The following is a 23,565-nucleotide window of genomic DNA, read 5'->3' on the forward strand; positions in this document are numbered from 1 at the left end:
TTTGCCATAAAACCCATGCCCCGCATTGCGGGGCATGGGTGTTCTCGGCTGCGAGGGGTTAACGGCCGGCAACGGTCACGAAGCGGGTTTCCAGATAGGACTCGATCGCCTCGCTGCCGCCTTCGGTGCCGTGACCGGAGTCTTTCACCCCGCCAAACGGCGTTTCAGGCAGGCCGAAACCGATATGGTTGATGCTGAGCATGCCGCTTTCCACATCGCGGCCCAGTGCGCTTACCGTGGCGATGCTGCGGCTGTAGGCATAGGCCGCCAGCCCGTAAGGCAGACGGTTAGCCTCGGCTATCGCTTCCTCATAGGTGGCAAACGGACGCAGGAGGGCGACCGGGCCAAAGGGTTCTTCAGACATCGCCCGCGCGCTCAACGGGACGTCGCGCAGCACCGTTGGCTCAAAGAAGTTGCCGCTGCCCGGCAGACGGTTGCCGCCGGTACTGGCTTTGGCGCCCTGGGCGATGGCGTCCTTCACGAAGGCCTCGATGGCTGCGACGCTGCGTTCCAGCACCATTGGCCCCATGGTCACGCCTTCATCCAATCCGTTGCCCAGCTTGATGTCGCGCACCGCTGCGGTGAATTTCTCTACAAAGGCTTCATAGACGCCTTGCTGGATCAGGAAACGGGTCGGGGCGATACAGACCTGGCCGGCGTTGCGGAACTTGGCCAGTGCCAGCTCTTTGGCGGCGGCGTCGAGATCGGCATCGTCAAAAATCAACACCGGCGCGTGCCCGCCCAGTTCCATGGTGGCCTTTTTCATATGCTGCCCGGCCAGCGCTGCCAAATGTTTGCCCACACGCGTGGAGCCGGTGAACGAGATCTTGCGAATGGTCGGGTGCGGGATCAGGTATTCGGAGATGTCCGCCGGGGTGCCGTACACCAGCGCGATCACGCCGGCCGGGATGCCGGCGTCGGCAAAGGCTCTGATCAGCTCTGCCGGCGAGGCTGGGGTTTCTTCCGGGCCTTTGATGATGATCGAGCAACCGGCGGCCAGCGCGGCGGACAGCTTGCGCACGATCTGGTTGATCGGGAAGTTCCACGGCGTAAAGGCGGCAACCGGGCCGACCGGCAGCTTAAGGGTTTGCTGTTGGACATCACGGTTGCGGGCAGGGATGATTTGGCCGTAGGTGCGGCTGGCTTCGCCGGCAAACCAGTCAATGACGTCTGCCGAGTTAAGGATCTCAACCTTGGCCTGCGCCACGGGTTTGCCCTGTTCCTGGGTCATGATGGCGGCGATAGATTCTGCGCGCTCGCGCAGCAAGGCGGCGGCTTTACGCATCAGGATGGCACGCTGATAGGCGGAGGTGTCGCGCCAGAGTTTAAAACCGCGTTCGGTAGCGGCCAGCGCCAGATCGAGATCGGCCTGTGCGGCGTGGGCCACGCTGCCAATGACCTCATCGGTAGCGGGGTTGGTGACCGGCATGGTGTTGCCGGCGGCTGCGTTGCGCCATTGTCCGTCAATATAGAGTTGAGTATCTGGATACATTGTTGCCTCTTACTTTCAGGGAGTTAAACACCGTTTTCCCGCTCTGCGGCGGGATAATCAAACCCGCTGACGCCGATCAACAGGCGTCAGGCGATGGGTAAAATACCCTACGCCGAATGAGCGCGATCGTCCAGGGAACCGCGTTGCGCACTACTCAAACGGCGTTGGTTTGTCTATCATACAAACCAGGTTCGGCCTTGATGCAGGGCGGTATTGTGCAGGAAAGGGAGGTAAAGTGCAGGGTGTTCCACAGCAGTTCCCCTTCGAAAAAGATTGCGCACAGTTTCGGCAACTGCCGCAACTGCCGGGCGTAGAGCTTTACCACGCCCATATCGAGCGCTATATCTTCGAACCGCATACCCACGACGCTTTTGCCATCGGCACCGTCGATGTCGGCGCCGAGCGCTTCCGTTATCGTGGTGCGCAGCATCTGGCGGCACCGGGTTCGCTGGTGTTGATGAATCCGGACGAACTTCACACCGGCGAGGCGGAAACGGTCGGCGGTTGGAATTATCGGATGCTCTATCTTGAACCCGAGACGCTGGAGCTGCTGTCCGGCGAACAGGGGTTTTGGTTTACCGATGCGGTACGCCAGGATCCGCAGGCGGCGCGGCAATTATCAGCGACGCTGGCCGCACTGTGGCAAGCCCGGGATCCGATGACGATTGATGACCTGCTGCTGCAAGTGGTGGCGATTTTTCGCCCCCACGCACGTACCGCCCGGCCGCTGAAAGATGAGCCGGCGCACCGTTTTGACATCGTCAAAACCTACCTGCGCGACAACTTTTCCTCTGCCATCACGCTGGATCAGTTGGCGGCATTGGTGTCGCTCAGCCCGTACCATTTTTTGCGCAAATTCAAAGCCGAATACCATGTCTCACCGCAGCAGATGCTGATGGCTATCCGCCTTGCGCAAGCCAAACTGATGCTGGGGCGCGGCATGCCGGCCGCGCAGGTAGCCGCCGCTGCGGGGCTGACCGATCAGGCGCATTTAACCCGCGCTTTCGCTAACCGTTACGGCGTCACGCCAGTGCGCTATCAAAAACAGGTCATGGCCCGCTGAGTATCGCCATTAATGTATGCCCAACTTTTCGATACTGGCGGTGTTGCTCTTGAGAGTATCAAGGCGCATCTGCCAGCGTTACCATTGCGGCTAAAACAGTTGCAACCACTGCTGGGGTAAATGACTCGAGAGCTTTTGTGCCAACGCTAGCTGCAGTTTCACGCGCCACGTTCACCAATACGCGACCGGGCGCACGAAGCACGACCTGACGCAGTCCATCGCTGCTGTTGCGTGCTACGAGGCCAATCTTTTCGAGAACGATCAATTGACGCACTAGTGCTGATTGCGGCTTACAAATCTGCTCCCCAAGTACTGATATATTTACCCGACCACCGTCCGATCGCGCGATAACATTCAGTAGCGTAAAGTCACTGAAGCTGATGCCATGATATGTGCCCAATTCATCGTCAAGCTTAAGTTGCAGACTGGCGTGGGCACGATATAGCGCCAAACAAAAATCGAGATTTGTGTTCATCAAGGCTGCTTCCTGGGTTCGTCGTAGCTAAGTTCATCGGGGCAGAGGATTTCCTGGCGCCACAGGCTAACCAACATTTCCAATTCCCGTGCGGCATCGAAAGCGGGATCTTCACTGGCTTTAACCCTGTCGAGTACCTCAAAGAGAAAGTTACTCTCACCATGCTCGACCCAATCCTGCGCAAGTCTCATGTTCCGATGTTGTGCATATCGCAGTTCAAAACGATGCCGGTTGAGTGTGCCTTGAACGTTAGCGCTGCCCGCAACCAATACCCGCCCCGTAATCTTGTTACGGATCGCATACACCCCTGCTCGAGTTTTCGTCTCCAGGTACTGCTGTTTCAGCGCTTGCTTGTTTGTCATCATCCTTCCTTTTCGTTACAGGTAAGTCGTGGTGTTGCTGTCAGCGGCATGCGCTTTCACGAATAATACCCGGATAATATTCCGCGTCAATAATACCCGGGTAAAAATTCTTATCGCTATACCGCATGAAAATGTGGGGTTGATGGCGAATGGGGCAGACAGCCCCTGGAAGAGGGTGCCTCATCATCGGTAAATGGGGTTATAGTCTGAATTTACTGCTGTTTTGAGTCACCGGTGGTTGCAAGCTTTCCGGATATCGTCAAAAAGATGACTAATCAGAATGAAACTGTATTCATAATATTTACTATTAATTTTATCCGGGTATATTAATGGCCCTTAACATCCCATTGAGGTTGAATGCATGTCTGAATACCTGTCGAAGGCTTCGACAGCCTTTGGTGACCAACAGTTGCTGTTCTCAGGTCCGTTGGTCGAGGTTGCACTTGCCGTTAAAAATGAGCTCGAAAAGGGATCGTTAAGAACATTTCTTGTGTTTGATGATGTGACAGGCAGCGTGATCGACTTGGACCTGCGAGGGTCTGATGCCGATGTTGTAGAGAGGCTTTCCTGTCCTCCCCAGCAATTCACGGGGCGTTATGCCACTCGCCGGGACAAGTCGGCAGAGACGGTGGATGACGAGTCTGCCGAATCGAAAGGACGGGGTCGACCAAAATTAGGTGTCGTTGCTCGCGAGGTAACTTTACTGCCAAGGCAATGGGACTGGCTAACCACCCGACCCGGTAGCGCATCCGCTATACTTAGGCGTCTGGTAGACGAAGCCATGCGCTCTGAGGGGGCGAGTGAACAAAAACGGGCAGCTCATGAGGCTGCTTATCAGTTCATGCAAGCGATCGCCGGAGACTTGCCTGGCTATGAGGAGGGAATTCGCGCGCTCTTCGCAGACAATCGTACCGAACTTGAACAATGTCTTGCAGCATGGCCTGTAGACATTAAGGCTTATACTCTACGCCTGGCTTTCGGTTTATCAGATCAGCCAACTGAGAGATCTACTAAGACCGGCTAAAATATCACCTTACAAAAAACGGGCTTAACGTAGTTTCCCAGCTTGGCCCGCTAAAACAGCAACCTGCTACAATATCGCCACGAGCAATTGCGCTACGCTGCTCCTGAAATTCATTCACGGGTTGATGGAGTCACTATGTTTGTTGGCGTGTTATTTGCCCTCTCTGCCGGGCTGATGTGGGGGTTGATTTTTGTCGGCCCGGTATTAATCCCCGAATATCCTGCGGCGTTACAATCCACCGGGCGCTACCTGGCCTTTGGCCTGATCGCCTTGCCGTTGGCGTGGTTCGATCGCCGCCGGTTGCGAAAGCTGCAGCGTAAAGACTGGCTTGAAGCGCTTAAACTGACGGCGATTGGCAACCTGCTGTATTACCTTTGCCTGGCAAGCGCGATTCAACGTACCGGAGCACCGGTTTCCACCATGATTATCGGTACGCTGCCGGTGGTGATTTCGGTAACCGCCAACCTGTTTTACAGCCGGCATGACGGGCGGCTTTCCTGGCGGAAGTTAACGCCGGCGCTGATATTGATCGCCTGCGGGCTGGCGTTCGTCAACGTCGCCGAACTGAAGGGTAATACGGCACCGCTCGATCTCTGGCGCTACACCAGCGGCCTGGGGCTGGCGCTGTTGGCGGTGGCCTGCTGGACCTGGTTCCCACTGCGTAATGCCCGCTGGCTGCGGGAAAATCCAGACCAAAGGCCGGCCACCTGGGCGACGGCGCAGGGGGTAGTCACCTTGCCGTTGGCATTGGCGGGTTATCTGTTGGTTTGCGGCCAGTTGGCCCTCACTCAGCCGGCGTTCGCGCTGCCGTTTGGGCCAAGGCCGGGCCTGTTTGTCTCGCTGATGATTGCCATCGGCATGCTGTGCTCGTGGATTGGCGCGTTGTGCTGGAATGAGGCGAGCCAGCGCTTGCCGACGGTATTGGTGGGGCCACTGATCGTCTTCGAAATTCTGGCGGGGCTGGCCTACACCTTTATGCTGCGCCAGACATGGCCGCCGCTGTTGACGCTGTGCGGCATCGCCTGCCTGATTATCGGGGTGGTTTACGCGATGCGCATCAAGCCGCAGCCCGTTGTGGTGCGGCTGGCGGAGAAAGAGTGACGCCTGCTGCAAGGGCGGCAGGCGGTGAACCCCTTAACGTTTACTGTGATGAATGATCTCTTCAGCCACATTGCGCGGCGCTTCGGCATAGTGGCTGAACTCCATGGTGTAAGTCGCGCGGCCCTGCGACATCGAGCGCAGAGTGGTCGAGTAACCAAACATCTCGGACAGCGGCACCTTGGCGCGGATCTCTTTGCCGCCGCCGCCGGGGATATCCTCCATGCCTTGCACCAGACCGCGCCGCGACGACAGGTCGCCCATCACGCTGCCGGCATAGTCTTCCGGCGTTTCCACCTCTACCGCCATGATCGGCTCCAGGATCACCGGGTCAGCCTGGCGGCAGGCGTCTCTAAAGCCAAAGATCGCCGCCATGCGGAAAGCTTGCTCAGAGGAGTCGACGTCATGGTAAGAGCCGAAGGTCAGATGCACTTTGACGTCAACCATCTGATAGCCGGCCAGTACGCCGTTATTCAGCGCCTCCAGCACGCCTTTTTTCACCGCAGGTATATATTCGCCCGGGATCACGCCACCCTTGATTTCATCGAAGAACTCGAAGCCTTTACCCGGCTCGTTCGGTTCCACCGTTAACACCACGTGGCCATATTGGCCTTTGCCGCCGGACTGCCGCACAAATTTGCCCTCCACGTCGACCACGCGTTTACGGATGGTTTCGCGGTAAGACACCTGCGGTTTACCGGTGGTGGTGGCGACGCCAAACTCACGTCGCATGCGATCGACGATAATTTCCAGATGCAGCTCGCCCATGCCGTAAATAATGGTCTGACCGGAGTCTTCGTCGGTGCGTACGCGAAACGACGGATCCTCGGAGGTGAGGCGCTGCAGCGCGATACCCATTTTCTCCTGGTCGGCTTTGGTTTTCGGTTCAATCGCCTGCGCAATCACCGGTTCCGGGAACACCATTTTCTCCAGCGTGATAATGGCGTTAGGATCGCACAGGGTGTCGCCGGTGGTGACGTCTTTCAGCCCCACGCAGGCGGCGATATCGCCGGCGTGCAGTTCTTCGACCTCTTTTCGGTCGTTGGCGTGCATCTGCACGATGCGGCCGATGCGCTCTTTCTTGTCTTTCGTCGGGTTATAGACGCTGTTGCCTTTGGCCAGCACGCCGGAATACACCCGCACGAAGGTCAGCTGACCCACAAAGGGATCGGTCATCAGCTTGAACGCCAGCGCCGAGAATTTTTCGTCGTCGGCGGCCCGGCGAATGACGATGTTGTCGTGCTCGTCGTGGCCTTCCATCGGCGGAACGTCGAGCGGCGAGGGCATCAGTTCGATCACCGCGTCCAGCATGCGCTGCACGCCCTTGTTGCGGAAGGCCGAACCGCACAGCATCGGCTGGATTTCACCGGCGATGGTGCGCAGGCGCAGGCCGCGAACAATCTCTTCTTCGCTCAGCGGCTGTTGGTTGAGGTATTTGTCCATCAGCTCTTCCGAGCCTTCGGCGGCAGCTTCGATCATTTTATCCCGCCATTCTTGCGCGGAATCGCGCAGTTCGGCCGGGATCTCTTCAAAGCTGAAACTCATGCCCTGCGAAGCTTCGTCCCAAAGGATGGCCTTCATGCGCACCAGATCCACCACGCCGGTGAAGTGGTCTTCGGCGCCAATCGGGATGACGATCGGCACCGGATTGGCTTTCAAACGTTCGATCATCATTTTGCGCACGCGGAAGAAGTCGGCGCCGACGCGGTCCATTTTGTTGACGAACGCCAGCCGCGGGACCTTGTATTTATTGGCCTGCCGCCAGACGGTTTCTGACTGTGGCTGCACGCCGCCCACCGAGTCATAGACCATGACTGCGCCATCCAGCACGCGCATTGAGCGCTCGACCTCAATGGTAAAGTCAACGTGCCCTGGGGTATCGATAATATTGATGCGGTGCTGCGGATAATTATGGTGCATGCCGTTCCAGAAACAGGTGGTCGCCGCCGAGGTAATGGTGATGCCGCGCTCTTGTTCCTGCGCCATCCAGTCCATGGTGGCGGCACCGTCGTGCACTTCGCCCAGCTTGTGACTGACCCCGGTGTAAAACAGAATCCGCTCGGTAGTCGTGGTCTTGCCGGCATCGATGTGCGCCGAGATGCCGATATTGCGGTAGCGTTCGATAGGGGTAGTACGTGCCATAATTAACCTTTCTTAGCCGCATTAAAGAAGGGCGGCTTAAACAGCATGAATAATTATGATAATCCTCAATGGGTTACCTTCTTGGCCGTCAAGTGAATGAATCGGTCACAGAATAATCGTAGTTGATGAAAGGGGATTTATTAAGCAATGGCTGCGATAGGTGGGGCCTGAATGATCGGGGCGGCGAGCCGCCCCGGAAGGTTACCCGGCAAAGATATGCGCCTGCCCGATGATATTCAGGCTGACGTGGGAACCGGTGCGGATGCCTTCGCGGCTGACGGTTTTTATTTCGATAGCGGCGTCGCTGCCGCTCATACGCAGGTTCAGGGTCGAGACAAAACCGGCGAAATCGATGCTGGTGACCACTGCCTGGCCCTGCTGCGCCGGTTCGGACAGGCTGATTTGGATCTGCTCCGGGCGCAGCATGATGCGGGCAGGCCCCTGGCGATGACGGTCGTCCACCGCAATCCGCCCCAGCAAGCAATCGGCCCAGCCTTGTTCAAGTTTGGCGGAAAGCACCAGGGTTTCCCCCAGGAAGGTGGCGGTCGGTTCATCTACCGGCCGCAGATAGAGATCCTGCGGCGGGCCGACCTGTGCCAGCCGGCCATTGCGCATGACGGCGACCTGATCGGCAAACGACAGTGCTTCCGTCTGATCGTGGGTCACCAGAATTGACGCCACCTTGGCTTCCGCCAGCAGCTCCGCCACCGCTTTGCGGGTGGCGGCGCGCAGGCCGGTATCCAGGGCGGAGAAAGGTTCGTCCAACAGCATCAGCTTGGGTTGCTGAGACAGCGCGCGCGCCAGCGCCACTCGCTGCTGTTGCCCGCCGGACAGCTCATGCGGCCACAACGCGCCCAGCCGCCGATCCAGCGCCACCATGTCCATCAACGCATCAACTCGCTGCTGCTTGTCGCGCTTGCTTCCCTTCAGGCCGAAACCGATATTCCCGGCCACGGTAAAGTGCGGGAATAGCGCGCCGTCCTGCGGCACAAAACCAATGCCGCGCAGGTGCGCCGGTACCCAGCCGCTGCCGTTGGCCATCGGCAGGCCCTGCAAGATAACCTGGCCGCTGTCCGGTATTTCAAAGCCGGCGATAATGCGCAGCAAGGTGGTTTTTCCCGAGCCGGAAGGGCCGACAATCGCGGTACGGCTGCCCTGTGCCACCTGCAAATCCACGTGTTCCAGTACCTTGACCGAATTATAGGACTTACCGATACCCTGCAGTTGAAGCGTGCTCATAATCCCGCCGTGCGTTTAGATTGAGAATAAAGAAGCCAGGTCAATGGCAGCGATAACGCCACCATAATCAGTGCGTAAGGCGCGGCCGCCACGTAGTCGATCTCGCTGGTCAGCGCCCAGAAACCGGTCGCCAGCGTGCGGGTGCCGTTCGGCGCCAGCAGCAGCGTCGCGGTCAGCTCATTGGATATCGCCAGAAACACCAAAGCTGCACCCGCAGCCGCGCCGGGGGCGGCCAGCCGCAAAGTGGTACTCCACAGCGCCTGCGCCGGCGAGCGGCCAAGGCTGCGCGCCACGTTTTCCAACTCTACCGGTGCCTGGGCAATACCTGCACGCAGGTTGATCAATGCCCGTGGCATAAACATCAGCAAGTAGGCCAGCAGCAGCGTGATTTCCGTCTGATAAATCGGCCGGAAGCTGTGAATGGTAATGGTCACCAGCGCCAGCGCCACCACGATGCCCGGCAGCGAACTGGTGACGTAGTTGCAGCCTTCCAGTAGCCGATACAACCGCGCCGGATAACGAACCGACAGCCAGGCCATCGGGATGGCGCACAGCGTGATCAATAGCGCGCCGCTGGCGGCCAGCGACAGCGTTTGCAGCAACGCCGGCAGTAACTCGGCATTGCGCCAGACCTCGACTCCGCCCAGCGTCAGCCAGCGGGCCAGGGTGATAAAGGGCACACCCAATGCCAACGCGGTAAGGCTCAATGGCAGTAACAGGGCAAGCAGGGTTACCACCGGGCCCAGGCGATAGGGGGTTTGGCTACGGGCACTGCCGGAACCGACGCGAGCGTAACGCGCACGGCCGCGGCTGGCGGCCTCCAACAGCAGTAAACCCAGGCAGCACAGCACCAGTACTCCGGCCAGCATATTGGCTGCCGGGCCGTTAAAGGTGGACTGGAACTGATCGAAAATGGCGGTGGTGAAGGTGTCAAAACGGATCATCGCGTACAGACCATACTCCGCGAGCAGATGCAGGGCGATCAGTAGCGACCCGCCCCAGGTCGCCAGTTTGAGCTGCGGCAACACCACGCGGAAAAACACCGCCAGGGGCCGGGTGCCTAGCGACGTGGCGACGTCTTCAATGCCGGGATCCAGGCGGCGCAGCACCGCTGCGGCCGGCAGGTAAATAAACGGGAAGTAGGCAATGACGGAAATAAATACCCCGGCTCCCAGCCCATGCATCGAGGGCACCAGGCTGATCCAGGCATAGCTTTGCACGAATGCCGGAACCGCCAGCGGCGCAGTTGCCAGCAGTGACCAGATGCGGCGGCCCGGCAGCGTGGTGCGCTCCGTCAGCCAGGCCAGCGCGACCCCCAGAATGGCGCAAATTGGCAGCGTGAAGACCACCAGTAACAGGGTATTGAGCAACAGTTCGGCCACCCGGGGGCGGAATACCAGAGCTTTGACCGTTTGCCAGCCGGTTTCAAACGCCACGCTGACGACAAACCCCAGCGGCAACAGGGCCAACAGGGAGAGTAAAAGAGCGACCGCCACGATAAACAGCCCAGGCCGCTGATGCCGCCGGGTGGTGGTGTAACGCGGCGTGACGCCGGTGGCGTTGAGGCCAATATTCGACATAGGGTAAAAGCTCTCTAAAACCGGCTTACAACAGCCCGGCCTCGGTCATCAGTTCAACCACTTTTTTACCGTTCAGCTGTGAAGCGTCGATTTTCGGCGCGTCCAGCTCTTTCAGCGGCACCAGTTTAGGATTGGAAGCCGCGTTCACGCCTACCGCATATTCGAAGGCGTTATTGGTACGCAGAATGTCCTGGCCGTTCTTGCCGGTGATCCACTTCACGAAGGCTTGTGCCTGCTGTTGGTGTTTGCTGGAAGCCAGTACGCCGCCGCCGGAAGTGCTGACGAACGCGCCCGGATCCTGGTGTTTGAAGTAATAGAGTTTGACGTTTTTACTGTTTTCGCCGGTCTTGGCACCGTCGACGAACGGATAATAGTGATAGATCACGCCGCTGTCGATTTGGCCGGCATTCACCGCTTTCATCACCGTGCTGTTGCCTTTATAGGCGGTGAAGTTGGTTTTCATCGCTTTCAGCCATTCCAGCGTGGCTTTTTCGCCTTTCAGCTCCAGCAGCGCGCTGACGATCGCCTGGAAATCTGCGCCAGACGGCGAAGCGGCCCAACGGCCTTTCCATTCCGGCTTGGCCAGATCCAGCAGCGATTTAGGCAATTGCGCTTCGGTCAGTTTCGCCGGGTTGTAGACGAATACGGTTGAACGGGCGGCAATGCCGATCCAGCGACCATGCTGCGGACGGTACTGCGGTTCAACTTGCGCCAGCGTCGCGGCATCCAGCGGGGCAAACAGCTTGGCGTTGTCCACCAACACCATCGCCGGGGAGTTCTCCGTCAGGAAAACGTCGGCGGGGGATGCGCTGCCTTCCTGCACCAGTTGGTTGCCCAACTCGCTGTCACCGCCGTTACGCAGGGTCACCTTTATGCCGGTGTCTTTGGTAAAGCCATCTACCCAGGATTTCACCAGGTTTTCGTGCTGGGCGTTATAAATAACGATGCCGTTATCGGCAGGGGCCGCATGGGCGGAAAACGCCAGCATCATCGATGAGGCGAGCAGAGCAACGGGGCCGAGAGAAGAAATACGCAGCTTCATACTGTTATCCTTTTTAGAGGTCGAAGAAGAAAAGCGAATATCGCCTGGCGAGCGCAAGCAGGCCCGATTGTAGCCAAGAACATTAATAATGATAGTGAAAACGATTCGTATTAATTTATTTTTTAAATTCGCTCATTAATTAACTCGCCCTAAGGAAAAATTAAGCTTCAGCCTGAATACTCTGGGCTGATTGCCTCATGTCGAAAGAATTCATCCAGTTGAAAATATCAACTCGGTGCCCGGCCGGTACGTTATATCCCGATTCGCTTCTCAGAAACCGCCATCTCAACCGCAAACCAGTCCGCCAGTTGCGCTACCGCGTGGCCGTGCTTGCCGTCGGGGTTGCTGACAAAATAATGCACGGCACCCGGCAGTGAGTGCTCGAACGGCGCCACCAGCAGGTCATTATCCAGCGCATGCCGCACCATCAGTTGGCTGGCGATAACGGCACCCTGGCCGGCGATTGCCGCCTGAATGGCGTGGGCCTCGTCGGTAAAGCGCGGGCCGGCGTCGACCGTCAGCGCCGCCGGGCCAAACTCGCTGCGCCAACGCGGCCAGTCGGGGGGCGGTTGCGGCACCTGGCGGCCATCGATGTGTATCAGCGTGGTTTGCAACAGATCCGCGATTGAAGTGATATTCAACTGCGGGCTGACGACCAGCACGAAGCGGTCCTGTTGCAGCAATCGCGGCGACAGCTGGTCATCCGGCCTGTTGCCGTAGCGGATCGCCACATCAATCTGTTTGCTGCGCAAATCCACAATGCGGTCATCGGCGTGCAACCGCAGGTCGATGGCGGGAAACTGCCGCAACAGCGCCGGCAAACGCGGTACCAACCAGTGGGTGATCAGCGCAGTGGTGGCTGACAGCGTCAATACCGCCGGCCGCTGGCGTTCACCGATGTTTTCCACCGCCGTCTGCAACAGGTTGAACGCCTGCGCGCTGGCCTGTTGCAGGATCTCGCCGTCGTCGGTCAATTCCACCTTGCGCGGCGTTCTTTCGAACACGCTGACGCCCAGCAGGCTTTCCAGCAGTCGAATTTGGTGGCTGATGGCCGTCGGCGAAACGCCAATTTCTTCCGCAGCCAGTTTAAAACTCTGCAGTCTGGCGACCGCATCAAAGGCCCGTAGCGCCCCCAGGGGCGGCAGTTTTCTTTTCATGATGAGCTATTTTCATCTTTGGCTGAGAACTATGACTTTGAGCCACCGACAGGTGGCAGGTTATTTTCTGTAGGCAGGTTAACAGATGAAAATTACTCAGCCAAATAACCAGGAGATAACCATGTCTGCATCATCGGTAAAACAGCTACGTCTGGTGATCACCACAGAAGATTTTGATAACGCCCTGGCTTTCTATCGCGATCGGCTGGGACTGACCCAGGTCGATGCGGTGCCGCCAGACAGCGGCAGGGTGGCGATCCTCGAGGCGGGCAAGGCCACGCTGGAGCTGGTGGAGCCTTCCACCGCCGCCTATATCGACCAGATAGAAGTAGGAGAACGCGTCTCCGGTTGGGTCAGGGTGGCATTTGAGGTGACCGATATTGCCGCAACCACGGCCAGTCTGGCGCAGGGCGGCGCGCAGGTCTTGTCTGAGCCGCGGGTTACGCCCTTCAATTCGATCAATAACCGGCTGGAAGCGCCGGCCGGATTGCAACTGACGCTGTTCCAACCGTTGTAAACCGATACCCGCCATCCCGGCGGGTATTTATTTGATAATGAAAGAAATTCATCACGGCTTTTGGTTATGAGTCATAGCAATTAATCATTTAATTTATTCAGCTGCTTCAATGAATATGGGCGTCGACAAAACACCAACAAGGGATAAAGACGTGAAATATTCATTCAGATTTGGCGGATTGGCTAGTCTAATCTTCCTTTCATTACAGGTAGCTTCACCGGTTCATGCTGCCGAAGTGCCGGCGGGCGTCAAGTTAGCGGCCACTCAGGCACTGGTGCGGGCCAACGGTTATGAGCCTGCGACGCTGGATCCCAATCTGGCTGAAAGCAACGTGGAGTTTAATATCTTCAATGACCTGTTCGAAGGATTGTTGCGGGTGGGTAAAAACGGCGAGGTTATTCCCGCTCTGGCGACCCGATGGGAAAACCAGGGCAATGTCTGGACCTTCCATCTGCGCCCGGAAGCCAAATGGTCGAACGGCGATCCGGTTACCGCCGAGGATTTCGTCTTCAGTTGGCGTCGCCTGAGCGATCCCAAAACCGCCTCGCCGTACGGCAGCTATCTGGCCTCGGCCTATGTGCTTAACGCCGCGGAGATTAATGCCGGCAGCAAACCGCCGACAGAGTTGGGGGTGAAGGCGCTGGATGCCAATACCCTGCAGGTCACGCTGTCTGAGCCGAACTCCTATCTCCTCAAACAGTTGGTGCATTTTCCTGTGTTGCCGGTGAACCGCAAGGCGGTGGAAAAATACGGCAAGAACTGGACGCAGCCGCAGAATTTGGTCAGCAACGGCGCTTTCAGGTTAACGCAGTGGGTAGTGAACGAAAAAGTGGTGGTGGAGCGTAATACCCAGTATTGGGACAACGTCCATACGGTGCTTAACAAAGTGACTTTCCTGCCGCTGCAAGGATTTCCCGAAGTGGCGCGCTTCAGGGCCGGGGAAATCGAGCTGGGCTATAGCACGCCGCCGGAACTCTATCAGCAGTTGAAAAAGAGCCTGGGTGATGAACAACTGGTGACTTATCCGTTACTGTCCACCAGCTATTTTGCCTTTAACACCCGGCAGGCACCTTTTAATGACGTACGGGTGCGGCAAGCGTTAAATCTGGCTTTGGATAAAGAGATTATCGCCACCAAGGTGTTGGGCTACGGCCAGCAACCGGCCTGGACCTTTACCCCCTCCGGGGCCGGTGGTTTTACGCTGAAGGCCGGGGAGGCGGCGGGGTGGTCGCAGGAACAGCGGGTCGCCCAGGCGAAAAAACTGCTGGCGGAAGCCGGATTCAGCGCTGAGCGCCCGTTGCAGTTCAATGTGTTGTACAGCAATGACGCCACCATCAAAAAGATTGTCATCGCCAGCAGCGCGATGTGGAAAAAGAATCTGGGGGTTAATGCTACGTTGCAAAGCCAGGAACGCAAGGTGACGTTGGATAACATCAACAATGGGCATTACAGCGTAGCTTTTTCTCGCTGGTTGGCAGACTACAATGATCCGTCCACCTTCCTGAACGTCTTCCGTTCTACCAGCAGTGAAAATTCTGCCAAATATGCCGACGAGAATTACGATCGGTTGTTGCATCAGGCCACAGCGGCGCAGACGCCGCAGCAGGTACAGCACTATTTCCAACAGGCCGAGGATAGGTTGGCGGTGGATACGCCGGTAGCGCCGGTTTATTACGAAGCCAACGCCACGCTGGTCAAACCCTATGTGAAAGGCATCGATTTTACCCGACAGGGGCCGTTGTACGACAAGAACGCCTATATTATCGCTCACTGATGTTCTAATCATCGGGGTGGATTTTTCTGCCCCATTTTTATTATCTTTGCAGTTAAAATGTTTTTTCTAAATGTTTCATAAACGGCCGGCCAGATTTACACCCGTCGCCCAAAAACCGCGTCTATAATGCCCCCGTAGTTTATATGCAGTATCTCGTTTGGCGAGGCTCCTATACAAACACAGGTTACTGATCTGACGACATCGAGAGATGCCCAAGGTTAAGACAGGCTTTATCGGATTAAGGTTTAGCCCAAGGTAACTTCTGATAAATACATCAGATACGTTGTATAGTGCTAAAACCTGGACGCGGAGATAGGCTGTCTGCACTCCCTCTGTGGTTAACGCCCCTATGCGATTCGCTGTTGAAGTTTAAACAGAAATAGGGACTAACATGATGAAGTCACATCAAAATTACTCATCTCCGACGCTGGCCAATGCTGAAGTTCTGGATGAGTCCTCGGTAGCAAGCTATATGAACGCCGATTTTATTACCGTTCCCGGTAATATGACGGTCAATAAAGCCAAAGAATACTTTTTTTCACAACTTAAAACGGATGAAATTCCGGCCCAGCTGTTTGTCACCGCCGACGATTATCAATTGCGCGGCACGCTGTCGGTTAAAAAACTGTTGCAGTGCGAGGACGATGATAAAGCCGTTGGGGTAATGATCAACCACAGTTATTTTCAGGTGTCGCCCGATGACGACCGCAATGACGTCGCCCATTTGTTGGGTAAGGGCGGGCTGGACGTGGTGCCGGTGGTGGTGAATAAAACCCTGGTTGGGGTATTGGGGGAAAAAGAAATTGCCCGGCTGATTGAGGATGAAAATACCGAGGATGCGCAACGACAGGGTGCCAGCCTGCCGCTGGACAAGCCCTATCTGGAAACCAGCCCTTGGGCGCTGTGGCGCAAACGCTCGGTTTGGTTGCTGATGCTGTTCGTCGCCGAAGCTTACACCGGCAACGTACTGAAGGCGTTTGAAGACCAGCTGGAAGCGGCGATCGCCCTGGCGTTCTTCATCCCGCTGCTGATTGGCACCGGCGGTAACAGCGGGACGCAGATCACTTCCACACTGGTACGCGCCATGGCGCTGGGCGAAGTCAGCCTGCGTAATCTGGGCGCGGTGATCCGCAAAGAGGTATCCACCTCGCTGCTGATCGCCGCCACTATCGGCATCGCCGCCTGGGTTCGTGCCTGGATCATGGGCGTGGGAATGGACGTGACGATGGTCGTCAGCCTGTCGCTGGTGGCGATCACCGTCTGGAGCGCGATTGTGTCCTCGATTATCCCTATGTTGCTGAAAAGAGTGGGGATCGATCCGGCAGTGGTGTCCGCACCCTTTATCGCCACCTTTATCGACGGTACCGGTCTGATTATCTATTTCAAAATTGCTCAGCACATTCTGAATATTTAAACCGAAATCCGCTTCGTGTCGCGGCCGGAGCGGATATTTAATCTCACCAAAAAAGGAGGCGCGTCAATAGCAATGAACAATCCATTAATCCACTTTTTAATTAAAGAGGTTTTTATCGATAACTGTTAGCCGAGGAAATAATAATGGGAAACATGACAATTTTTGTAGGATTCCTGAGCATCATCAGTTCACTGGGCCTGTTAGCCGCCTATATGAGCACCAAATGGGATGATTAATGAACGCCGAAGAACCGCCTGAATGCATCCTCCCCGAAGTGCTTTTATTTACGACGGGGAGGATACCGATAAAACTCTGACCGCCGTTGGCGGGATTAACGAGTGAAATGATAATGATTATTTTTATTCTTGGTTTGCTTTATGCCGTTTTAATGATCTCTGTGGGTGTTAACGAGATTTATTTTTATTCAACCGGAAAATCAGAATTTCTGGCTAGTTTAATGCTGACATTCTCGGGTAGTATGCTGCTGGTTGCTTTTGTCTGGCAATTGTCTGCAAAAATTAAAAAATAAATTCCAATGCGAATGTGAGCCGTATTATGCAAAATGAAAAACAGTCCGTTGCCAGAAACTCGATGATAGCCAGCGGGTTATTGGCTACCGGTAAATTTGCAGCGGGTATTTTTACCGGCAGTATTGGCCTTATTTCCGAAGGGATACACTCTTTCACCGATTTTGTCGCCACCAGCATTACCTGGCTGGCGGTGCGCATCAGCGACAAACCGGCCGATGAGGATCATCACTTTGGTCACGGCAAGGTCGAAAATCTGGCGGCGTTGTTTGAAGTGCTGCTGCTGTTGGGCGCGGCGGGCTGGATTGTTTATGAGGCCTGCACCAGCCTGCTGGGGCAGGCGCATGAGATTGTCGCCGCGCCGGTGGTGATTGCGGTACTGTTGATCTCGATTGTGGTCGACTACTTCCGCGTCAAGGCGTTGAATCGCGTGGCGAAGGCCACCGACAGCGCGGCGCTGGAGGCCGACGCGCTGCACTTCTTCTCCGATATGTTGTCTTCCGCCGTGGTGCTGCTGGGGATGGTATTTGTGTTGCTGGGCTTCAGCCGTGCAGATGCGATTGCGGCGTTGATCGTGGCCTGTTTTATCGTGGTCGCGGCCGTGAAGCTGGGCAAACGTTCGTTCGATTCGCTGATGGACACCGCACCCGCCGGTGCCAAAGAGGAGATCGGTGCGTTACTGGATAGCTTTCCGGCGATACTGGCGACCGAGAATATCCGCATTCGCAACGCCGGTGCGGCCCTGTTTATCGAGGTTACCGTCGCCGTCTGCCGCACCTTGCCGCTGGAGCGCATCAACGCGCTGAAGCAATCCATCGCCGAGCGTCTGGAGCGGCAGTATGCCCATGCCGAAGCCACGGTGATTGCCAACCCGCAAACCCGCACCGATGAAGACATGGCGACCCGTATCCGGGTAATTGCCGCCAATCACGGGGCGGTGGTGCAAAACGTGGCGCTGCAGCAGTTGGCGGAACGCATGTCGATCAGCATGGATCTGGCGGTGCCGGCCAGCGCCAGCGTGGCGCAGGCGCACGATATCGCCAGCGAGATTGAAAACCTGTTGCGCCAGGCCATCGGCGAAGATACCGAAATCGAAACTCACCTTGAGCCGCAAATGCCTCACTGGGTCGCCAGTGAGGACGTAGAGCCGGATGAACTGGCCAACATTCGCCAGATCTTGCGAACTGCGGTGGAGAAGGGGGAGATGGTACAGGACGTGCATAACATTCGGGCGCGCAAAACGGCAGAGGGCATTATCGTCAATTTCCATTGCCGGGTGTCGCCGGCTGCGTCCATTGTGGCGGCTCACGACGCGGTGGACCACATAGAACGCCAACTGCGGGCGCTTTACCCCACCATTTCTCGGGCGGTGGGGCACGTGGAGCCGATCAAACCCGCTTTGTGAGCCTGCATTGCTGCGACAGTGGGATGACAATAAAGACCCAAACAAGATAAAATATCGGTAAACCAATAAGTTGGTATTGCTGTTTGAAACCCGAGGACGAGCGATGGCCGAGTTTGCTTCCGATCACTATCATGATTCCATCGCGATGCCCGTCACCGGCGTAGCCGTCGATTACTCCAACGGTCACGTGATCCCCGCGCACAGCCATCGGCGTTCGCAGCTGGTTTATGCGGTTGAAGGGGTGTTGGTCATTGAAACGGATGTAGGCCGTTGGGTCGTCCCGCCGAGCCGTGGCGTGTGGCTGATAGCGGGCGTCAGCCACACCGTACGTATGCGCGGTGTGGCACGAATGCGCAGTATTTTCGTCAATCAGGATGCTATTCCCGGATTACCCGACGCAGACTGCGTGATCGAAATTTCACCTTTGCTGCGTGAGTTGATCCTTGCCGCGACCAAAGTCACGGGCCATTACGATCTGCAAAGCCGCGACGGCCGTTTGATGCGCTTTATTCTCGATGAGCTATGTTCTTTGCCCGTACTGCCCTTTAATCTTCCCTGGCCGCAGGATGCGCGGATACTGCGCGTTTGCCAGACACTGTCCGAAGATCCCGCCGATAACCGTGCCGCCGATGACTGGGCCGCTGATTTAGCGATGAGTGCCAAGACGTTCCATCGTCAGTTTCAGCGGCAAACCGGCATTACCTTTGGGCGTTGGCGGCAGCAGGCGCGCCTGCTTTTGTCACTCGAATGCCTGGCTCAAGGCATGCCGATTGTGCAGGTGGCGCTGCAACATGGTTACGAAAGCCAAAGCGCCTTTGCCGCCGCCTTTAAACGCCAGTTTGGATTGCGGCCTTCCGAGTTTTATCGTTAACGATCAGTTTTTTCGCAAAAAGAACCCAGCCAGCACGCAGGCCAGCATTGCCAGGCCGGCAATGTAAAAAGCGTCGCTGTAGGCCAGCAGCAGGGCATCACGACGCACGATCTGATCAATCAACCCCAAAGCCTGCAGACGCAACCTTGCCGCCCCCGCGCCATACAGGGCTGCGGCGTGATCGAGATGACCGTGCGAGAGCATTCTGACTGTCTCGACCAGCCGTTCCTGCGTCGCCTGAGCAAAAGAGGTCACCGATTCGCCAATGCGCTGCGCATGCAGTTTTTCACGCTCAACCACGATCTGGCTGGAAAGGGCGATACCGATAGCCCCGCCGATGTTGCGCACCATCGAAAAAAGCCCCGATGCCGATCCCACCTGGTCCTTTTCCAGCCCTTGAATTGCCATCACCCCCAACGCCACCACCACTAACGATTGCCCGATGCCGCGCACGATCAGCGAAGGAACAATGACGTTATAAGCCGCATCGGGATTGAGGTGAATGTTCATCAGGCAGCCTAGGCCGGTAATCAAGAATCCGGCCACGATCGCGGTGCGGGCGCTGGTCCAGCGCATCAGTCGAGGCGTAGCGAACGACATGATAAATTGAATAATGCCGTACGGGATCATCATTGCCCCGATCTGGCTGGCGTTGTAACCGTGCACTTCGGCGAAATAGTTAGGCACCAGAAACACCACGCCAAACACCACTGCGCCGAAGCAAAACTGCATCAGACTGGCGAGGCCGAAATTATAGCGGCCCAGCAAGCGCAAATTAATAAACGGCGTCTTGCTCTTAAGCTCCGCGTAAATAAAACCGGCGATGCCCAATACGGCCAGCAAGGTGCAATTGACGATAAAGGACGAAGCAAACCAGTCCTCTCGCCCACCTTCTTCCAGCATGATTTGCAGAGAGGAAAGGCCCATCGCCATGGTGATAATTCCCCACCAGTCACCCTGCTTGAGTTTCTCAAGCCGCATGGGCTGCGGTTTGACCGACCAGCCAATGGCGGCCAGCAGCACTATCCCAGGGGGGACTTGCAGATAAAATATCCAGCGCCATGAGTAGGCATCGGTTAACCAACCGCCCAGTGACGGGCCTGCCGCCTGCGCAACATTGTTAGCCACCGCAAACAGTGCCATGCCGAGAGAATGCTTGTGGGGAGGCAATTCACCGACGATTAGCTGAAACGACAAGGGGATCAGCACGCCGCCAAACGCGCCCTGCAGCGCACGGGCGAGGATCATGGTCTGAATATTGGGGGCCAGCGAGCAGGCCATGGAGAAGAGCACAAATCCAGAGGTTCCGACCATCAGCACCCGGCGCATGGAAAATATCGAGACTAACCAACCGGTTATCGGGATGATGATGATCTCGGCCACCAGATAGGCGGTGGTGATCCAGGATCCTTCTTCAAAGGTAGCACCCAGCGAACCCCGCACGTCGGGTAATGAGGCGTTGGTGACGTGTACATTCATGCCCGCCATAAAACACCCGACGACGCTGCCCAATACGGCCACCCAGGTGCGTAACGAGATCTTGTCTGTGTTGGGCATGACCGTGGCCTGGGTCGAGATACGGCTACTCATGGCGGGTGTCCACCGTCACCATCACCGACATTCCGGGGCGAACCTGTTCAACTCTTGGCTGGCCGGCATCAAGGCGAATTCGCACCGGCATCCGCTGAACGATTTTAGTAAAGTTTCCGGTGGCGTTATCCGGGGGAAGCAGCGCAAATTGCGCTCCGGACGCAGGGGAAAAGCTTTCGATCTCGCCCTTGAAAACCTGCCCATCAAACGCATCTACCCGTACCTCGGCAGGTTGGCCAACCCGCATTGGGTCAATTTGCGTTTCCTTAAAATTGGCAATCACATAAGTATTGCCGGGAACCACGGCAAGCAGCGGCGAACCCGTCTCGACATATTGGCCGGCCCGCAAAGTATGCTCACCCACAGTACCGTCGATCGGACTGACAATCCGGGTGCTCGCCAGATTAATGCGTGCGATCGCCAGCATGGCCTGCGCTTGCGTCTGCATGGCTTTCGCCTTGTCCCGCTCGGCCTCGGTAGCCTGTTGGCTGCTGGCGAGTACGGGCAGTGCCTGCTGCTGGCCGGCAAGTCGCGCCTGGGCCTGCGCCAGCTGTGCGGCGGTTTTACGGGCATCCGCGTCAGCCGATTCTACCTGTTGGGCGCTGCTGATGTTTTGGCGAGCCAGGCGGTGCTGACGCTGGTCCTCCGATGCCGAGCGATTTGATTCTGCGACGGCGGCGCGGACGGCGGCTTGAGCTTCTGCTATCAGGCTTGTCTGCTGCTGCTGGCGAGCGGCCAGGTTGGCGATACGAGCCTGTTTCACGTCATTTTCGGCAACCGCCGCCGCGACTGCGGCCTCGGCCAGATCAACCTTGACCTGATAATCGCGGGAGTCGATTCGGGCCAGTACCTGGCCGGTTTTTACCTGTTGATTGTCCTGCACCTCCACGGCGACCAGATAGCCGTTGATGCGAGGGGCCAGCGTGACAATGTCGGCGCGCGCATAGGCGTCATCGGTCTCGATCATCCAGCGGCCAGTGGTCCACCAGTAAATTCCCCAAGTCAACGCCAACAGGGTGACCAACAGGATGCCGGCCAGAGTTCGGGCCCGCGGTTTTGCGCGTCGGGCAGCAAAAACAGGCGTTTTAGCAGGCGAAGTATTTTCGGTCATTATTATGATTCTCTTTTAAAAACAGGAGGAAATAACAGGCTGGAAGCGGTTTTGGACCGTTGGGGTACCGGGAGCACCACAGTGGGAGCCTGCTGCCACCCGCCGCCCAGGGCTTTAAATAACGTCACCTGAGCCTCAATCACCCGCGTATTTGCGCGCGCCAACTCACTCTGAACGGCGACGTCGTTACGTTGGTTATCGAGATAGTCGAGGGCGGTTGCCGCACCGTCCTGATAGGCAAGCGTCGATAGCTTCAGCGCTTGTCGACTGTTTTCGGCAGCCAGCTGAAGGAGTTTTTGCTGCTGCAGGGCCGAGTCATAGTTTGTCAGGCTCACTTGTACCTCTTTCAGCGCAGCCAAAATCGTGCCGTCAAAATGCGCGAGTGCCGCACTTTCTTTGGCTCCTGCCTGAGCGATACGCGCCCGTGCCTCCGTAATGTTAGGGAAGGACCATGAGATCAGCGGCCCGATGCTCCAGACGGTGGCGCCGCTGTTACCCCAATCTTCAGGCTGGTGAGCGGAGCTGAGCATATTGGCCCCCAGCGAAATTCGCGGATAGAGATCGGTGGCCGCTACGCGGATGTTGGCCGTCGCGGCGGCAAGCTGTTGTTGTGCCTCGCGCACATCGGGGCGACGGCGCAATAGGGCCAATCCGTCGTTGTCAGGCAAGCCGCGATACGCCAGCGTTGGCGGTTTCAGGCAGGCAAGTGCCGGTGCGGGGGGATTGGAAGGCAGGCGGCCCATTAACACCGCGAGTTCAGCCAATACGCGCTGACGTTCGGTTTTCAACACCGGCAGCTCGGCGCGAGTTTGGTAAACCAAACCTTTAGCACGAACCACATCCAGCATGACAGCGGCCCCGGATTGATGCAGCGCTTCGGTTATCTGCTGCCCTTGCTCAACCTGCGCCAAAGCCCGTTGAGCAATACCGATCCGTTGACCGTAACTACAGGCGCTGAGCCAGGCTCGGGTTGTTTCGGCGGCAACCCACACGCGCACACCGTCTTCTTCGGCCTGAGCAGACTCCGTGTCTGCCTGTGCTGCGCTGGACCTTGAGCGCAGGCGGCCAAACAGGTCGAGTTCCCATTGCAGATCGATTCCGACGCTATAGCGGCTGCCGGTGCGGATCTTGTCGCTTTGACCTAACGCCGCCTCGATTTGATCGTCGAGCGAACTGCCATATCCACCTTTGGCAGAGAAACCTGTGCTGGGCAGTTTTTGCGCATCGGTTTCGCGTAGAATTGCCTGGGCTGCAAGCAAATTTGCCGCTGCCGCACGCAGAGTCCGGTTGTTGCTCAACGCCTGCTCGACGGCCTGGTTTAAGGCGGGATCCTGATACAACGACCACCATTTATCCGGCGTATCCGGCTTGATAGTTTTCGTTTTTGCCAAAGGCTCAGCCGCGAGCGGCAGAGTGGTGAGGGGAAGTTGACCTGGGCCAACCGCACAACCGGCAGATAACACGGGAAGTAAGGCAATCGTCAGCCTTTTGGATATCAACATGCGTCACACTCTTCAATGAGAATGCGTCCAGATTAGCGGGTAAAAAACTGTCTTTATGCCGAGGTTTAGACTTTCATTATCTTGAAATGGTCATTTTTAACGGGCCCACTAGCCAACGCGAGCTTTAGCGATTATCAATAGCCTTCTTCCAATAATCGTTGTCTCGACAGACGCAGGTAT

General features: G+C 56.9%; 21 protein-coding genes and 1 riboswitch. Of the genes, 10 read left to right on the forward strand and 11 right to left on the reverse strand.

The window, feature by feature from the left end; translation table 11 throughout:
• Positions 1-58: 58 nt before the first annotated feature.
• Positions 59-1,492, reverse strand: coding sequence for an NAD-dependent succinate-semialdehyde dehydrogenase (locus tag QZQ97_RS04990; RefSeq protein ID WP_311992505.1), 1,434 nt, complete (start codon positions 1,490-1,492; stop codon positions 59-61).
• A gap of 235 nt (positions 1,493-1,727) precedes the next feature.
• Between QZQ97_RS04990 and QZQ97_RS04995 the strand changes: the two genes are divergently transcribed.
• Positions 1,728-2,555 carry an AraC family transcriptional regulator gene (locus tag QZQ97_RS04995; protein ID WP_311992506.1) on the forward strand — a complete coding sequence of 276 codons (828 nt, stop codon included), beginning with the start codon at positions 1,728-1,730 and terminating at the stop codon, positions 2,553-2,555.
• A gap of 58 nt (positions 2,556-2,613) precedes the next feature.
• On the opposite strand, the gene QZQ97_RS05000 is transcribed toward QZQ97_RS04995, so the two are convergent.
• On the reverse strand, positions 2,614-3,030 hold the full coding sequence (locus QZQ97_RS05000) for a MarR family winged helix-turn-helix transcriptional regulator (protein ID WP_311992507.1): 417 nt from the start codon (positions 3,028-3,030) through the stop codon (positions 2,614-2,616).
• A complete protein-coding gene (locus QZQ97_RS05005; RefSeq protein WP_311992508.1) occupies positions 3,030-3,392 on the reverse strand; it encodes a GIY-YIG nuclease family protein in 363 nt (120 codons plus the stop codon). The genes QZQ97_RS05000 and QZQ97_RS05005 overlap by 1 nt, the downstream gene beginning before the upstream one ends.
• Positions 3,393-3,753: 361 nt before the next feature.
• Here QZQ97_RS05005 and QZQ97_RS05010 point away from each other — a divergent pair, with 361 nt between their 5' ends.
• Together QZQ97_RS05010 and QZQ97_RS05015 are read left to right on the forward strand one after the other, a co-directional pair.
• Entirely contained in the window at positions 3,754-4,416 is a 663-nt protein-coding gene (locus tag QZQ97_RS05010; RefSeq protein ID WP_311992509.1) for a DUF2239 family protein, read from the forward strand.
• 135 nt (positions 4,417-4,551) lie between these two features.
• Positions 4,552-5,517 (forward strand): DMT family transporter, encoded by a 966-nt coding sequence (locus QZQ97_RS05015; RefSeq protein ID WP_311992510.1) that lies wholly within the window; start codon positions 4,552-4,554, stop codon positions 5,515-5,517.
• A gap of 33 nt (positions 5,518-5,550) precedes the next feature.
• Here QZQ97_RS05015 and fusA read toward each other — a convergent pair whose 3' ends face one another.
• The 5 genes from fusA to QZQ97_RS05040 all read right to left on the reverse strand — a co-directional run bounded on the left by fusA (position 5,551) and on the right by QZQ97_RS05040 (position 12,674).
• Positions 5,551-7,656, reverse strand: coding sequence for an elongation factor G (fusA, locus tag QZQ97_RS05020; RefSeq protein ID WP_311992511.1), 2,106 nt, complete (start codon positions 7,654-7,656; stop codon positions 5,551-5,553).
• A 201-nt stretch (positions 7,657-7,857) separates the two neighbouring features.
• Positions 7,858-8,895: an ABC transporter ATP-binding protein gene (locus tag QZQ97_RS05025; protein WP_311992512.1), complete on the reverse strand. Its 1,038-nt coding sequence runs from the start codon at positions 8,893-8,895 to the stop codon at positions 7,858-7,860.
• The gene (locus QZQ97_RS05030) at positions 8,892-10,475 is read right to left on the reverse strand and encodes an ABC transporter permease (protein ID WP_311992513.1); all 1,584 of its coding nucleotides are present in this window, start codon (positions 10,473-10,475) and stop codon (positions 8,892-8,894) included. The genes QZQ97_RS05025 and QZQ97_RS05030 overlap by 4 nt, the downstream gene beginning before the upstream one ends.
• A gap of 25 nt (positions 10,476-10,500) precedes the next feature.
• The gene (locus tag QZQ97_RS05035; RefSeq protein WP_311992514.1) at positions 10,501-11,517 is read right to left on the reverse strand and encodes an iron ABC transporter substrate-binding protein; all 1,017 of its coding nucleotides are present in this window, start codon (positions 11,515-11,517) and stop codon (positions 10,501-10,503) included.
• A 251-nt stretch (positions 11,518-11,768) separates the two neighbouring features.
• Entirely contained in the window at positions 11,769-12,674 is a 906-nt protein-coding gene (locus QZQ97_RS05040) for a LysR substrate-binding domain-containing protein (protein WP_311992515.1), read from the reverse strand.
• A gap of 121 nt (positions 12,675-12,795) precedes the next feature.
• Between QZQ97_RS05040 and QZQ97_RS05045 the strand changes: the two genes are divergently transcribed.
• The 7 genes from QZQ97_RS05045 to QZQ97_RS05075 all read left to right on the forward strand — a co-directional run bounded on the left by QZQ97_RS05045 (position 12,796) and on the right by QZQ97_RS05075 (position 19,182).
• Positions 12,796-13,191: a VOC family protein gene (locus tag QZQ97_RS05045; RefSeq protein WP_311992516.1), complete on the forward strand. Its 396-nt coding sequence runs from the start codon at positions 12,796-12,798 to the stop codon at positions 13,189-13,191.
• A 109-nt stretch (positions 13,192-13,300) separates the two neighbouring features.
• Complete coding sequence (locus tag QZQ97_RS05050; protein WP_311992517.1) at positions 13,301-14,965, forward strand: ABC transporter substrate-binding protein; 1,665 nt, start codon at positions 13,301-13,303, stop codon at positions 14,963-14,965.
• A 145-nt stretch (positions 14,966-15,110) separates the two neighbouring features.
• A riboswitch (M-box (ykoK) riboswitch) is annotated at positions 15,111-15,284 on the forward strand.
• Between the two features lie 72 nt (positions 15,285-15,356).
• Positions 15,357-16,379 (forward strand): magnesium transporter, encoded by a 1,023-nt coding sequence (locus tag QZQ97_RS05055; protein WP_311992518.1) that lies wholly within the window; start codon positions 15,357-15,359, stop codon positions 16,377-16,379.
• 143 nt (positions 16,380-16,522) lie between these two features.
• Positions 16,523-16,615 carry a protein MgtS gene (gene mgtS / locus QZQ97_RS05060; protein ID WP_013813036.1) on the forward strand — a complete coding sequence of 31 codons (93 nt, stop codon included), beginning with the start codon at positions 16,523-16,525 and terminating at the stop codon, positions 16,613-16,615.
• Positions 16,616-16,728: 113 nt separating this feature from the next.
• Positions 16,729-16,908, forward strand: a complete 180-nt coding sequence (locus QZQ97_RS05065) for a hypothetical protein (RefSeq protein ID WP_311992519.1) — start codon at positions 16,729-16,731, stop codon at positions 16,906-16,908.
• A 26-nt stretch (positions 16,909-16,934) separates the two neighbouring features.
• On the forward strand, positions 16,935-18,311 hold the full coding sequence (locus tag QZQ97_RS05070; RefSeq protein WP_311992520.1) for a cation diffusion facilitator family transporter: 1,377 nt from the start codon (positions 16,935-16,937) through the stop codon (positions 18,309-18,311).
• Positions 18,312-18,414: 103 nt separating this feature from the next.
• Positions 18,415-19,182: an AraC family transcriptional regulator gene (locus QZQ97_RS05075; RefSeq protein WP_311992521.1), complete on the forward strand. Its 768-nt coding sequence runs from the start codon at positions 18,415-18,417 to the stop codon at positions 19,180-19,182.
• A 3-nt stretch (positions 19,183-19,185) separates the two neighbouring features.
• Here QZQ97_RS05075 and QZQ97_RS05080 read toward each other — a convergent pair whose 3' ends face one another.
• From QZQ97_RS05080 to QZQ97_RS05090, 3 genes are read right to left on the reverse strand one after another with little or no spacing between them, the layout of a single operon-like run.
• Positions 19,186-20,772 (reverse strand): DHA2 family efflux MFS transporter permease subunit, encoded by a 1,587-nt coding sequence (locus tag QZQ97_RS05080; RefSeq protein WP_311992522.1) that lies wholly within the window; start codon positions 20,770-20,772, stop codon positions 19,186-19,188.
• Complete coding sequence (locus QZQ97_RS05085; protein WP_311992523.1) at positions 20,765-21,883, reverse strand: HlyD family secretion protein; 1,119 nt, start codon at positions 21,881-21,883, stop codon at positions 20,765-20,767. Before QZQ97_RS05085 ends, QZQ97_RS05080 begins: the two co-directional genes overlap by 8 nt.
• A gap of 2 nt (positions 21,884-21,885) precedes the next feature.
• Complete coding sequence (locus QZQ97_RS05090; protein ID WP_311992524.1) at positions 21,886-23,385, reverse strand: TolC family protein; 1,500 nt, start codon at positions 23,383-23,385, stop codon at positions 21,886-21,888.
• Positions 23,386-23,565: the final 180 nt, after the last annotated feature.

This window comes from Serratia sp. root2 (assembly GCF_031931805.1).
Taxonomy (GTDB): domain Bacteria; phylum Pseudomonadota; class Gammaproteobacteria; order Enterobacterales; family Enterobacteriaceae; genus Serratia; species Serratia inhibens.

Coding starts and splice junctions, on each gene's coding strand:
- QZQ97_RS04990 (WP_311992505.1), bottom strand. CDS start 1,492: ATGTATCCAGATACTCAACTCTATATTGACGGACAATGGCGCAACGCA.
- QZQ97_RS05000 (WP_311992507.1), bottom strand. CDS start 3,030: ATGAACACAAATCTCGATTTTTGTTTGGCGCTATATCGTGCCCACGCC.
- QZQ97_RS05005 (WP_311992508.1), bottom strand. CDS start 3,392: ATGACAAACAAGCAAGCGCTGAAACAGCAGTACCTGGAGACGAAAACT.
- QZQ97_RS05010 (WP_311992509.1), top strand. CDS start 3,754: ATGTCTGAATACCTGTCGAAGGCTTCGACAGCCTTTGGTGACCAACAG.
- QZQ97_RS05015 (WP_311992510.1), top strand. CDS start 4,552: ATGTTTGTTGGCGTGTTATTTGCCCTCTCTGCCGGGCTGATGTGGGGG.
- fusA (WP_311992511.1), bottom strand. CDS start 7,656: ATGGCACGTACTACCCCTATCGAACGCTACCGCAATATCGGCATCTCG.
- QZQ97_RS05025 (WP_311992512.1), bottom strand. CDS start 8,895: ATGAGCACGCTTCAACTGCAGGGTATCGGTAAGTCCTATAATTCGGTC.
- QZQ97_RS05030 (WP_311992513.1), bottom strand. CDS start 10,475: ATGTCGAATATTGGCCTCAACGCCACCGGCGTCACGCCGCGTTACACC.
- QZQ97_RS05035 (WP_311992514.1), bottom strand. CDS start 11,517: ATGAAGCTGCGTATTTCTTCTCTCGGCCCCGTTGCTCTGCTCGCCTCA.
- QZQ97_RS05040 (WP_311992515.1), bottom strand. CDS start 12,674: ATGAAAAGAAAACTGCCGCCCCTGGGGGCGCTACGGGCCTTTGATGCG.
- QZQ97_RS05045 (WP_311992516.1), top strand. CDS start 12,796: ATGTCTGCATCATCGGTAAAACAGCTACGTCTGGTGATCACCACAGAA.
- QZQ97_RS05050 (WP_311992517.1), top strand. CDS start 13,301: ATGAATATGGGCGTCGACAAAACACCAACAAGGGATAAAGACGTGAAA.
- QZQ97_RS05055 (WP_311992518.1), top strand. CDS start 15,357: ATGATGAAGTCACATCAAAATTACTCATCTCCGACGCTGGCCAATGCT.
- mgtS (WP_013813036.1), top strand. CDS start 16,523: ATGGGAAACATGACAATTTTTGTAGGATTCCTGAGCATCATCAGTTCA.
- QZQ97_RS05065 (WP_311992519.1), top strand. CDS start 16,729: ATGATTATTTTTATTCTTGGTTTGCTTTATGCCGTTTTAATGATCTCT.
- QZQ97_RS05070 (WP_311992520.1), top strand. CDS start 16,935: ATGCAAAATGAAAAACAGTCCGTTGCCAGAAACTCGATGATAGCCAGC.
- QZQ97_RS05075 (WP_311992521.1), top strand. CDS start 18,415: ATGGCCGAGTTTGCTTCCGATCACTATCATGATTCCATCGCGATGCCC.
- QZQ97_RS05080 (WP_311992522.1), bottom strand. CDS start 20,772: ATGAGTAGCCGTATCTCGACCCAGGCCACGGTCATGCCCAACACAGAC.
- QZQ97_RS05085 (WP_311992523.1), bottom strand. CDS start 21,883: ATGACCGAAAATACTTCGCCTGCTAAAACGCCTGTTTTTGCTGCCCGA.
- QZQ97_RS05090 (WP_311992524.1), bottom strand. CDS start 23,385: ATGTTGATATCCAAAAGGCTGACGATTGCCTTACTTCCCGTGTTATCT.